This is a genomic window from Mesorhizobium sp. B2-1-3A (assembly GCF_006442655.1).
Lineage (GTDB): Bacteria > Pseudomonadota > Alphaproteobacteria > Rhizobiales > Rhizobiaceae > Mesorhizobium.
This window is the reverse complement of the sequence record NZ_VFWK01000002.1, coordinates 843,916-856,174: the sequence shown is the minus strand read 5'-3', so window position 1 is coordinate 856,174 and position 12,259 is coordinate 843,916. Positions and strand designations below refer to the sequence as shown.

Annotated in this window: 10 protein-coding genes; all 10 read right to left on the bottom strand. The window is 66.5% G+C overall.

Annotation, left to right across the window (positions count from 1 at the left end; translation table 11 throughout):
- Positions 1 to 6: 6 nt before the first annotated feature.
- The 10 genes from FJ977_RS10700 to FJ977_RS10655 all read right to left on the bottom strand — a co-directional run bounded on the left by FJ977_RS10700 (position 7) and on the right by FJ977_RS10655 (position 12,251).
- The gene (locus tag FJ977_RS10700) at positions 7 to 765 is read right to left on the bottom strand and encodes a slipin family protein (protein ID WP_140771119.1); all 759 of its coding nucleotides are present in this window, start codon (positions 763 to 765) and stop codon (positions 7 to 9) included.
- The gene (locus tag FJ977_RS10695) at positions 762 to 2,147 is read right to left on the bottom strand and encodes a nodulation protein NfeD (protein WP_140771117.1); all 1,386 of its coding nucleotides are present in this window, start codon (positions 2,145 to 2,147) and stop codon (positions 762 to 764) included. The genes FJ977_RS10700 and FJ977_RS10695 overlap by 4 nt, the downstream gene beginning before the upstream one ends.
- Positions 2,148 to 2,291: 144 nt before the next feature.
- Positions 2,292 to 2,996, bottom strand: a complete 705-nt coding sequence (locus FJ977_RS10690) for an outer membrane protein (RefSeq protein ID WP_140771116.1) — start codon at positions 2,994 to 2,996, stop codon at positions 2,292 to 2,294.
- A 247-nt stretch (positions 2,997 to 3,243) separates the two neighbouring features.
- Positions 3,244 to 4,125 (bottom strand): DMT family transporter, encoded by an 882-nt coding sequence (locus FJ977_RS10685; protein ID WP_140771114.1) that lies wholly within the window; start codon positions 4,123 to 4,125, stop codon positions 3,244 to 3,246.
- A gap of 135 nt (positions 4,126 to 4,260) precedes the next feature.
- A complete protein-coding gene (locus FJ977_RS10680; RefSeq protein ID WP_140771112.1) occupies positions 4,261 to 4,947 on the bottom strand; it encodes an aspartyl/asparaginyl beta-hydroxylase domain-containing protein in 687 nt (228 codons plus the stop codon).
- Positions 4,948 to 5,004: 57 nt separating this feature from the next.
- Positions 5,005 to 6,498, bottom strand: coding sequence for an efflux transporter outer membrane subunit (locus FJ977_RS10675; RefSeq protein ID WP_140771110.1), 1,494 nt, complete (start codon positions 6,496 to 6,498; stop codon positions 5,005 to 5,007).
- Between the two features lie 10 nt (positions 6,499 to 6,508).
- A complete protein-coding gene (locus FJ977_RS10670) occupies positions 6,509 to 9,676 on the bottom strand; it encodes an efflux RND transporter permease subunit (RefSeq protein WP_140771108.1) in 3,168 nt (1,055 codons plus the stop codon).
- 4 nt (positions 9,677 to 9,680) lie between these two features.
- Complete coding sequence (locus FJ977_RS10665) at positions 9,681 to 10,955, bottom strand: efflux RND transporter periplasmic adaptor subunit (protein ID WP_140771407.1); 1,275 nt, start codon at positions 10,953 to 10,955, stop codon at positions 9,681 to 9,683.
- Positions 10,956 to 11,218: 263 nt separating this feature from the next.
- Positions 11,219 to 11,425: a hypothetical protein gene (locus tag FJ977_RS10660; RefSeq protein ID WP_140771106.1), complete on the bottom strand. Its 207-nt coding sequence runs from the start codon at positions 11,423 to 11,425 to the stop codon at positions 11,219 to 11,221.
- Positions 11,426 to 11,549: 124 nt separating this feature from the next.
- On the bottom strand, positions 11,550 to 12,251 hold the full coding sequence (locus FJ977_RS10655; RefSeq protein ID WP_140771104.1) for a hypothetical protein: 702 nt from the start codon (positions 12,249 to 12,251) through the stop codon (positions 11,550 to 11,552).
- Positions 12,252 to 12,259 lie beyond the last annotated feature (8 nt).

Sequence of the window (12,259 nt, the reverse complement as noted above, 5' to 3'; positions counted from 1 at the left end):
CATCCCTCACTTCCCCTGCCCCTTCATGAACTGGCTGAGCAGATCCACCGGCAGCGGGAACACAACCGTCGACGAGCGCTCGCCGGCGATGTCGTGCAAAGCCTCGAAATAGCGCAGCTGCATGGCCTGCGGCTCGGCCGCCAGCATGCGGCCCGCCTCGACCAGTTTCGCCGCCGCCTGCTGCTCGCCCTCGGCGTTGATCACCTTGGCGCGCCGCAGCCGCTCGGCCTCGGCCTGCTTGGCGATGGCGCGGATCATGTTCTCGTTGAGGTCGACATGCTTGATCTCGACATTGGACACCTTGATGCCCCACGCATCGGTGCGCTGGTCGAGGATCTCCTGGATATCGCTGTTGAGCTTGTCGCGCTCGGCCAGCATCTCGTCCAGCTCATGCTTGCCGAGCACCGAGCGCAGCGTGGTCTGCGCCAGCTGGTTGGTGGCGGCCATGTAGTCCGCGACCTGGATGACCGCCCGTTCGGCATCGACGATTCGGAAATAGAGCACCGCGTTGACCTTGACCGAGACATTGTCGCGCGAAATCACGTCCTGCGGCGGCACATCCTGCACCACCACCCGCAGGTCGACCTTCACCATCTGCTGCACGAAGGGAACGAGGATGATGAGGCCCGGCCCCTTGACCCCGGTGAAGCGGCCGAGCGTGAAGACCACGCCGCGCTGATATTCCCTGAGGATGCGGATGGCCGAGGACAGGAACATGATCACGACCAGTGCGACGACCAGATAGACGATATAACCAATCATCATTGTGGTGCTCCATTCCTTGCCGCGTCGCGCCGCCGCACCGTCAGCACGAGGTCGCTGATATCGGTGATCTCGACACTGTCGCCGGCCGCGATCGGCTCGTCGGCCTTCGCCCGCCAGCGCTCGCCCAGGGCCAGGACATGGCCCTCCGCGCCTTGCCAGTCGAGGATCTCGACCGGTAGGCCGCGCATGGCCTCGCCGCCGACGCGCGGCGGGTTCTTGCGCGCCGCCCAGACATAGGTGCCGGTCAGCAGCGCCAGCCCGAGCGTCAGCGCCGCGGCGGGGCCGATGACGGCCCAGGACATGGCAAAGCCCGGCCCCTCTACCCGCAGCAGCATGGCGGCGCCGAACAGAAAGGCGGCCATGCCGCCGAGCCCGAGCACGACGGTGGGATTGAACGCCTCGATGACGAGGAAGGCGAGGCCGAGAAGCATCAGGGCAAGGCCGGTATAGTTGATCGGCAGCAGGTCGAGCGCATAGAGGCCGAGCACGAGGCAGAGCGTGCCGATGACGCCGGGCGCGACCGCCCCGGGACTGGTGAACTCGAAGACGATGCCATAGACGCCGACCAGCATTAGTATCACTGCGACGTTCGGATCGGTGATGACGCCGAGCAGCCTGATGAACCAGCCGGGCTCCAGCGTCTCGACCGGCAGCCCCTTGGTCGCCAGCACCATCTTCTTGCCGGCGACATCGACGGTGCGCCCGTCGGCCAGTTGCAGGAGCTCGGTTGTGTCGCGGGCGACGAAGTCGATGACATGTTCCTGCAGCGCCGCATTGGCCGACAGGCTCGCCGCCTCGCGCACCGCCTTTTCGCCCCAGTCGCCATTGCGCCCGCGCAATTCGGCAAGCGACCGGATCAGGGCGACCGCGTCATTGGTCACCTTGGCCATCATCGCGTCGCCCGCCGGCCGCCCGCCCTGGCTCTTCTGGTCGCTCTTGTCCTTCTGGTCGTCCTTCTCGCTGCCCGGAAGCGACGGCAGCCCGCCGATCTCGACCGGCGTCGCGGCGCCGAGATTGGTTCCCGGCGCCATCGCCGCGACATGGGTGGCGTAGAGGATGTAGGTGCCGGCGCTCGCCGCATGGCCGCCGGCCGGCGCGACATAGCCGATGACGGGCACCGGCGAAGCCAGGATATCGGCGATCATCTCGCGCATCGAGGTGACCAGCCCGCCCGGCGTGTCGAGCTGCAGGATAAGAACCGTCGCGTCCCGCTTGGCGGCGGCATCGAGCGCTTCCTCGAGCTGCCTGCTGCTTGCCGGCCCGATGGCGCCGTCGATGGCGACGCTCAGCGCGACCCTCTCGCTCCCGGCTGAAGAGAAGGGAGAAAAAACAGCCACGGCGACGAAGGCCGCGGCAAGAAGGGCCACCCGCGCGAAGGTCACGCTCAAAGCTCCATGGACTCAATATGGGTTGTATTTTGGCGAGTCCAAGAGGAGCCGAAGTCGGCGACCGGCGAAGGCCGAAGCGACGACGGATTGCGTCCCCGCGCCGAAAAGGTCGGCGCGGGATATTGTTCGGTCTGCGGATCAGAACTTGTAGCTGAGCCCGACCCGGATATCGTGCGTCTGCAGGTCGACGTTCGTCTCGGTAGGCAGGCCGGCTGCTATCGACAGATCCTGGTTGCCGAAATCGGAGTAGCGGTATTCGGCCCGCGCGATCCATCTGTCGGTGAAGGCATGCTCGATGCCGGCGCCAACCGTCCAGCCGACATGGCTCTCGTCGTGGAACGGTATTTCACCGCCGGGGCCGGCGCTGACCGCGGTCACTTCATATTTGGCCGCGGCCACGCCGGCGGTGATGTAGGGCAAGGTCCGGTCGAACGCGTAGCCCGCCCGCAGCCGCGCCGATCCCTGCCATTTGAGTTCGCTCTTGAGCAATGTGGTGACGCCACCGCCGCCGGTGTCGACAGGTGTCAGTCCGTCGGCATTGCTGTAGGCGATGTCGGCCTCGGCGCCGATCACGAAGCTGTTCGCCATCTGGTAGTTGGCGCCGATATGGATGCCGCCGACAAAACCGTCGGGATCAAGCGGCACGCTAAGGTCGGATCCGCCGCCGAAGCCGCCGCCGGCGATGAAGAGATTGGATTTTCCGGCTACGTAGCCGGCGTCGACGCCGGCATAGAGGCCGGACCAGTCGTAGCCGGCAACGGGCGAGACCTCATTGATGTCGGCCGCGCACGCCATGCCGACAGGCGCCAGGGTGAAGGCCGTCGCGAGAAGAATGATTTTCATTGTTTGTCTGCCGCCCCAATATGTTGTGGTCCTCGCCACGAAAATACTCCGTGGCGATCCAGCTGTGGTCGAGGCCCCCGGTGTTGCATTGTCCGTCGGCTGCGTCTTGGGCTGGGTCGCACCGGAATTGTCCGGGAAAGCGGGACGCCGCTTTCCCGATCGGTGTGACCATTCAGCCGCAGTCGATCGATGCGAACGCGGCCGCTGTGACACCGAAGGCACCGGCGAGGACGGTGCGGTGCCGCACCTACTCCGGCGACGGCACCGGTGGCTTCGAGGTCAGCGCCGTGCCGGCGGCCGCCGCGATGACGGCGGCGATGCCGGCCAGTTGCGGCAGGCTCAGGCTTTCGTGCAGGAACAGGAAGCCGGCGAGCGCGCCGAGCCCCGGCTCCAGGCAGGTCAGCGTGCCGTAGATGCGGGCCGGCATCCGGGTCAGCGCCACCATCTCCAGGAAGAACGGCAGCGCGCTGGAAAACAGGCCGACGAGCAAGGCGCTGACCAGGATCGACGGCGCCAGCAGCCCCGTTCCGGCCTCGGCGATGCCGAAGGGCAGCACCAGCACGGCGGCGATCGCCATGCCATAGGCGGTGGTTCGGGTGCCAAGCTCGGCGCCCGTCTTCTGGGCGAGCACGATATAGAGCGCCCAGAAGCCGCCGGCCGCCAGCGCCAGCATTACCCCGGTCGGGTCAAGCGGCTGCTGGGAGCGGGTGAAGGGCGACAAAAGGATGATGCCTGCCACCGCCAGCGCGATCCAGGCAAAGTCGCTGGCGCGCCGCGACGTCAGCGTCGCGACCAGCAGCGGCCCGGAAAATTCGAGCGCCACGGCGACGCCGAGCGGGATCCTGGCAAGAGCCGCGTAAAACAGGAGATTGAGCGCGCAGAGCGTCACTCCATAGGCGACGAGCCAGGGCAAGGTGGCGCGTGTCGGCCGCATCTGCCAGGGACGCAACACCGCGATCAGCATCAGCGCGCCGACGACCAGCCGCAGCGTCGTCGTGCCTTGCGCGCCGATCACCGGAAACAGGGTTTTTGCGAAAGTGGCGCCGATCTGGATCGACACCATCGCGCCCATCAGCGCCGCGACGGGCAAGGGCGCCGCTTCGCGACTGGCAACCGGCATCGATGTCACTTGGTACTATCCTCCTCGCCGCCGGGCACAAGCCCTCTGGCGGCATCGGGATAGGCCGAACCGGCCCGCCTGTCGTGAGACAGCGCGCGGCGCTTGATGGGGCAAGACAGTGCGGACGCTGTCGCCGCCGCCGGTTCAGCCGCCGAACGACACGCCTCTGCGGCGCATTCCCGCCTGCACGCCGCGCACGATCAGCCTGGACAGGACCTCCATGTCCCAAGGCATGTCCGGACGCCAGACATCGAGCAGCAGGGCTATGCGGACTTCATCGGCATTGTTCATCACCTCGTGCGGATAGGTATCGTCCCACAGCATGCCTTCGCCGTCGGTGATCCGTTTCTCCTGATGGTCGATCATCATGACGGTCGCCGGGCGGCCATCGACTTGCCGCGGGATGACCAGGCCGAGGTGGAACCGCATGATGCCGCGAAAGGGTCCGCGATGGCTGGGAATGTGCTTGCGCGGTGCGAGGAACGAGATAGCCGCCGATTTGACTTCCGCGCATTCGGCAAGCAAGCGGCTGAGAACCGGCATGCGCGCAAGGTTCTCCGGAACCGCCATGTCATAGGCCTTGAGCACGAACATGCGCCAGTCGAGGCCGTCATTGGCCGAGATATCAGCCTGCTCGGGCATGATGTCGTGAAAACGCGGGACCTTGCCCAGATGTACGCCCAACGCTTCGTCGCGGATTTCACGCCAGGCGTCGATGAATTTCGCCGCGTTGGGAAATTCGGTATCGGTATCGAGGATCGCCGGCGCCTCTATCCGCCTTTCATAGACACGCCGGATCACATCGGATGCAAGATCGTAGGTACGGGACATCGCATTGCCTCCACGCGATTATAAACGGATGGCCCCGGTTTTGTTTACACATCTTGTTCACTGCGCCGTCATCGTCGACGCCAGCCTTGGCCCGGCCTTGACGTCGATGATCTCGGGCTTCGCGCTGTCGACCGCGCCGTCCCAGCCGCCGCCGAGCGCCTTGTTGAGGGCGATGTAGTTGGTCGCCAGCAGCACGCGGCTTTGCAGCAGGGAATCTTCCGCCGTGTAGAGCGAGCGCTGCGCGTCGAGCACATCGAGCAGGCTGGTCTCACCGGCCTTGTAGAGCGTGCCTTCGAGATTTGCCGCTTCACCATAGGATTTCGCCGACGAGGCAAGCTTGCCGATCCGGATGCGCTCCTGCGCCATCAGCACCAGCGCGTTCTCGACATCCTCGAGCGCGGTCAGCACCGAGGCGCGATAGGCGATGAAATACTGGTCGCGCTGCGCGCGGGCGACGTCGGCCGCGGCCTGCAACTGGCCGGCGTTGAACAGCGGCACGCTGAGCGAAGGCCCGAACGACCAGCCGATCGACGAATTCTTGCCGAGATCACCGAGATTGAGGGCCGCCGTGCTGATGTTTCCCGTCAGGCTGACCGAGGGATAGCGCGCCGCCTCGGCCTGGCCCACCTTGGCGGTGTATTGCGCGTATTGCCGCTCGGCCATGCGCACGTCCGGGCGCGACAAAAGGATGTCGGCGGGAATGCCGGTCGGCATCGGCAGGCGCGGCGACGGGATCGGCTTGCCGCGCTTCAGCCGCTCGCTGAGCGCGGCCGGCGGCCGGCCGGTGAGCACCGACAGGCGATGCACCGCCTCGGCATAGCTTGCTTCCAGCGTCGGCACCTCGGCCTCGGTGCTGGCCGCCTGCCCCATCGCCTTGGCGACGTCGGCGGCCGTCGCCGACCCCGCCAGCGCCATGGTGCGGGTGAGTTCGGCGGTCTGCCTCTGCGACACCGCCGAACGCCGGGCGAGCGCGATGCGGGCCTGGTAGCCGCGCGCCTGGGTGTAATAGGACGCGACATCGCCGACCAGCGTCAGCAGCGTCGAGCGCAATTCCTCTTGCGCCGCGTCCACGCCGTAGCGCGCGGCCTCGACGCCCCTGCGGTTGGCGCCGAACAGGTCGAGCTCCCAGCTGGCGTCGAAGCCCGACTGGTACTCGCTGTAGATCGAATTGGTCCCCGCCGTGGTCGCGGACGACTTGTTGCGGGTGACCGAGCCGGAGCCGTCCACGGACGGCAGCAGCGTGCCCGCGCTCTGGCGATAGCTGGCGCGCGCCTCGCGGATCTTGGCCTTGGCGGTGGCGACATCGAGATTGCCGGCGACCGCTTCCGCGACCAGCGTGTTGAGCTGCGGATCGCGCAGGCGCTGCCACCATTGCGACAGCTGCGCCGGCTGGACGGATTTCGTCGGCTTCTCACCGCTCCAGTTCGCCGGCATCGGCAGGATCGGCGTGCGATAGTCCGGGCCGACGACACATCCGGCAAGCAGAACAGCCGTGATCATGGGCGCAATGAGCCGCCCCGCGGCCACCGGGCCACGTTCCAAACCTGTCATGGGAAGTTCCTTACTGCTGGTTGGCCGGCGCCGGCTTCTCGTCCGTGCCTTGCCCGAGATCCGGCCCGGTATCCTGTTTGGCCACCCTGCCCTTGAAGATGCGCCGCACCGTGACGAACAGCAGCGGCACCAGGAACACGCCGATCACCGTCGCCGCGATCATGCCGCCCATCACGCCGATGCCGACCGAGTTCTGCGCGCCCGAGCCCGCACCGCTGGCGATCGCGAGCGGCGTGACGCCGAGGATGAAGGCCAGCGACGTCATCAGGATCGGCCGCAATCGTTGTCGCGCCGCTTCCAGCGTCGCTTCGACCAACCCCATGCCGGCCGCCTGCCGCTCGATGGCGAACTCGACGATCAGGATGGCGTTCTTGGCGGCCAGGCCGATCGTGGTCAGCAGGCCGACCTTGAAATAGACGTCGTTGGTCTGGCCGAAAAGCGTTGCCGCCGCGAGAGCGCCAAAAATGCCGATCGGCACCGACAGCATGACCGCGAACGGGATCGACCAGCTCTCATAGAGCGCGGCCAGACACAGGAACACCACCAGTGCCGAAATCGCATAGAGCGACAGCGCCTGGTTGCCGGAAAGCCGTTCCTGATGCGACAGCCCGGTCCATTCGTGGGAATATCCGGGCGGCAGCTGCGCCACCAGCCTGTCGATCTCGTCCATCGCCGCACCGGAGCTCACGCCGGCTGCCGCCGCGCCCTGGATCTCGACCGCCGCCGAGCCATTGTAGCGTTCCAGCCGCGGCGAACCGAATGTCCAGTGACTGGAGGCGAAGGCCGAGAACGGCACCATGGCGCCGCTGGCATTGCGCACCTGCCATTTGTCCAGGTCTTCCGGCTGCATGCGGAAGTTCGCGTCCGACTGCATATAGACCGGCTTCACCCGCCCGCGGTCGATGAAGTCGTTGACGTAGTCGCTGCCCCAGGCGCTCGACAGCGTGTTGTTGATGTCGGCGAGGCTGACGCCGAGCGCGCTGGCCTTCTCCTGGTCGATATCGATCGAGAATTGCGGCTGGTCCTCCTGGCCATTGGGCCTGGTGTTGGCGAGCAGCTTGCTCTGCGCGGCAAGACCCAGTAGCTGGTTGCGCGTCTGGATCAGCGCGTCATGGCCGGCGCCGTTGACGTCCTGCAGGTAGAAATCGAAGCCGTTGGTGTTGCCGAAACCCTGGATGGCGGGCGGGGCAAGCGCGAAAACCTGCGCATCCCGGATCTTGGAGAAGGCGCCCATGGCCCGCCCGGCAACCGCTTGCGCCGACAAGGCCGGCGATTTGCGCAGGCTGAAATCCTTCATCGGCACGAAAGCGATGCCGACATTCTGCCCGGCGCCGCCGAAGCCGAAGCCGGAGGCCGTAAAGACGCCCTGAACAGCGTCCTTTTCCTGCTTGAGATAGTGGTCGGTCACCTCAGCCAGGACACGCTCGGTCCGGTCCTGCGTCGCACCGACCGGCAGCGACACGCTGGTGATCAGGATGCCCTGGTCCTCTTCCGGCAGGAACGAGCTCGGCAGCCGGGCAAACATCCAGCCCATGGCAACGACAATGGCGAGGAACACGGCCAGGAAGCGCCAGGACCGCTTGATGATGCCGTGCGAGCCGTCGCGATAGGCTGTCGTGCCGCGATCGAAGACGCGGTTGAACCAGCCGAACGGGCCGGTCTGCGTCGCATGGTCCTTGGGCCGCTTCAGGATCGTGGCGCAGAGCGCCGGCGTCAGCACCAGCGCGACCAGCACCGACAGCACCATGGCCGAGACGATGGTCACCGAGAACTGCCGGTAGATGATGCCGGTCGAGCCACCGAAGAAGGCCATCGGCACGAACACCGCCGACAGCACGGTGGCGATGCCGACCAGCGCGCCGGTGATCTCGTTCATCGATTTTCGCGTCGCCTCTTTCGGCGACAGATCTTCCTCCGCCATGACGCGTTCGACATTCTCGACCACGACGATGGCGTCGTCGACCAGCAGGCCGATGGCCAGCACCATGGCGAACATGGTCAGCGTGTTGACCGAATAGCCGAACAGCGACAGCACGCCGAACGTGCCGAGCAGCACCACCGGCACGGCGATGGTCGGGATGATCGTCGCCCGCAGATTCTGCAGGAAGATGAACATCACCAGGAACACCAGCACGATCGCCTCGGCCAGCGTCTTGACCACCTCCTCGATCGACAGCCGCACGAAGGGCGAGGTGTCGTAGGGGTAGACGACCTCGACGCCTTGCGGGAAGGTTGAGCTCAGCCGGTTGATCGTCGTGCGCACCGCTTCCGCCGTGCTGATGGCGTTGGCGCCGGTTGCGAGGTTGACGGCGACGCCGGCCGCCGGCTGGCCATTGTATCTGGCTTGCGTCGTATAGCTCTCGGCGCCGAGCTCGACGGTAGCGACATCGTTGAGGCGAACGAGCGAACCGTCGGTCTGGCTCTTCAGGATGATGTTGCGGAACTGTTCGGCGGTCTGCAGCCGGCTCTTGGCCGTCACCGTGGCGTTGAGCTGCTGGCCCTTGCGTTGCGGCATGCCGCCGAGCTGGCCGGCCGAGACCTGCGTGTTCTGCGCCTGGATCGCCGCGGCCACGTCGCTCGGCATCAGCGTGTATTTGGCGAGCTTGTCGGGATCGAGCCAGATGCGCATGGCATAGCTGGAGCCGAACAGCTGCGTCGAGCCGACGCCTTCGACGCGCTTCAGCGTGTCATTGATGGTCGAGTCGACATAGTCGGCAAGGTCGGTCGAGTTCATCTTGCCGTCGCTGGAGACGAAGCCGATGACCATCAGGAAGCCGGTCGAGGATTTGGAGACGGTGATGCCGTTGCTCTGCACCACCTGCGGCAGCTGCGACTGCACCAGCTGCAGCTTGTTCTGCGTCTGCACCTGGGCGGTGTCGGGATCGGCCGCGCTGGTGAAGGTCAGCGTTATCGTGGCCTGGCCGGTCGAGGTCGAGGTCGCCGTCATGTAGTCGAGATTGTCGATGCCGGTCATGCCTTGCTCGATGACCTTGGTCACCGAGTTCTCGACCGTTTGCGCGTCGGCGCCCGGATAGTTGGCGCTGATGTTGACCGTGGTCGGCGCGATCTGCGGATATTGCGAGATCGGCAGCGTGGTGAGCGCGAGCAGGCCGCCCAGCATGATCACGATGGCGATCACCCAGGCGAAGATCGGCCGGTTGATGAAGAATGCTGACATCGCCTCAGTTCCCGGTCGACTGGCTGCTATCGGCCATCTTGGACGTGGAAGGTGCGGCCGAAGAGGTCTGCGCCCGGTCCTTCACCTCGCCGGTCGTCTCGTCGATCGTCACCTCGACGCCCGTCGCGTCGCCGCCGGGGCGCACCAGCTGCAGGCCCTCGACGATGACACGGTCGCCGTCGCCGACGCCCGAATCCACCAGCCAGTTGTTGCCGACGCTGTTGCGCACGGCGAGCACGCGCGTTTCGACCTTGCCCTGCGCATTGATGACCATGGCGGTCGCCTCGCCCTTGGTGTTGCGCGTGACGCCGCGCTGCGGCACCAGGAAACTGTTCTGGGCGACGCCCTCTTCGACCAGCGCGCGCACATACATGCCCGGCAGAAGCAGGCGGTCGGGATTGGGGAACTCGGCCCGCAGCGCAAAGGTGCCGGTGGTCTGGTCGACATTGGCGCCGGCGAATTCCAGCTTGCCGGTCTGGTTGTAGATGGTGCCGTTCTCGAGCTTCAGCTTGACGCTGACATTGGGGCCGCTGAACTTCAGCCGGCCCTCGTTGATGGCCTGGCGCAGGTTGAGCAGATTGGTGCTCGACTGCGTGACGTCGACATTGATCGGATCGAGCGAACGGATGGTGGTGAGCAAGGTGTCCTGATTGGCGGTGACCAGGGCGCCCGGCGTCAGCGACGACTTGTCGATACGGCCGGCGATCGGCGCGGTGATCTTGGTGTAGTCGAGATTGATGCGCGCGGTTTCGACACTGGCCTTGGCGGACGCCACATCCGCATTGGCCTGGGCCAGCGTTGCGGCGGCATCGTCATAATCCTGTTTGGAAACAACGTTCTGCTTCAGCAAGCCGGCATAACGGTCGAACTTGGCCTGCGCCGTCGGCACCGCCGCCTCGGCCTTCTGCTGGGCCGCCTGCGCGCTGTCATAGGCGGCCTGGTAGCTCGCCGGATCGATGAGGTAGAGCGGTTGCCCGACCACCACCTCGCTGCCCTCCTTGAACAGCCGCGCCTGGATGATGCCGTTGACCTGCGGGCGCACATCGGCGGTGAGCGAGGCTGAAGTGCGTCCCGGCAGTTCGGCTGTTATCGCCACCGACTGGGGATGTAGCGTCACGACGCCGACCTCCGGCTTGCTTGCACCCGCCATGCCGGCGGGAGCTTTGCTCCCTTCCTGCGAACAGGCCGCCAGAAGTACCGTGGCGGCGAGTATCGCCGCCCAGGGCGTGAGCCGGCGTGGATGGGCCGGCACGACGGATTGGCTAGGCGTGAAAGGCATGGCCTGGATCTTTCCCTGGAGTTGCGGCGGCCTGGCACCGGAAGCGGGGCCAGGCAGGATCGATGAAATACGCTCGACGGCGATCGATATGGTGAAAACGGGCCGCGCCCATGCCAGGGCGGCGTCGAGCAGTGCCTCGAAGCGGCTCATGTCGCGCTCCTTCTCCGCGGCCAGATCGAACCCGACGATCGAGTTCCTGGCCGCGATGCCCATCGCGCCCATTTATGCCGATTGGCGGTTGCATGCCAAGCCTTGCCTGCATCCTATGCGGTCTTGCGGTCATGATGATCGTGGAGCTGCCGCGAAACCGGCAGCGACAGGCGCCAGGCGGCAAAGTGCAAGCGGATCGCGCCCTGCGGCGTGTCGACCGGCGGCATCTCCGGCGTGACGGCATGGCCGGCGCGCTGGCCGAGCGCGCCGATCGGCCTGACCGACGCAATCAGCCGCAGCATCATCAAGGCTTCCCACATTGCCGTGCTTCCGTTGTGCGTGATTTGAAGGGTGGGATGGCTGGATCTGTCAGCCATCCCACGGGACCGGCCGGCCCGAGAACGGGTTGGGCGCCGGGCCGGCCGGCGCAGCCGGCTGGAGTAATCAGCCGTTCCCGGGCTGGGGTGGCGGAAGCTGCCCGCCCTGGTCGGGCGGACCTCCAGGTGCGGCTGCATCATTCGGCGGGCCGCCCCAGGGGCCGGGGGGTGGTCCGTGGGGGCGTTCCGCCGAAGCGAGGATTTCGAGCTGTTCGGGCGTAAGCTTGGCGCGCAGCGCGGCGATCGCATCCTTGAGCTTGGCGGCCGAAGCCGCGCGCGCCGTGATGTCGTCGGCCAGCCTTTCCTGGAAGGCGAAGGCATCGGGCTTGCCGCCCGGAGCCGCATCAGGCCCCTTCGCCTCGGCTTCGCCGGGGCCGCCGGGGCCGCGATCAGGCCGGGGCGGCGAAAGCACCGCCTGCAGCGCACTGGTATAGTCGCGCCAGGCGTCGAGCTGCTCGCTGCGGATGCCGACGCGCGTCTCGAGCGCCGCCAGCCGGGCGGCCAGCATGAATTCCGGCGGCGGTCCCATGCGGCGGGGACCAAAGCCTTCAGGGCCATGCGGGCCCCAGCCTTGCGGACCCCAGCCTGGCGGACCGTGCCGCATCGGGCCATGCGGGCCAAAGCCCTGCGGTCCGGGCATCGATCCGTCCTGCATGGCCATGGCGGGAGGCGGCTCGCCGGGAGCGGGGCCGGCATCGGGCTGCGCCGCCAGCGCGGGATGAATCGCGGCGACGGAAAACAGGCCGAGCGCAAGAAGTCTGCTTCGCATGATTGTGT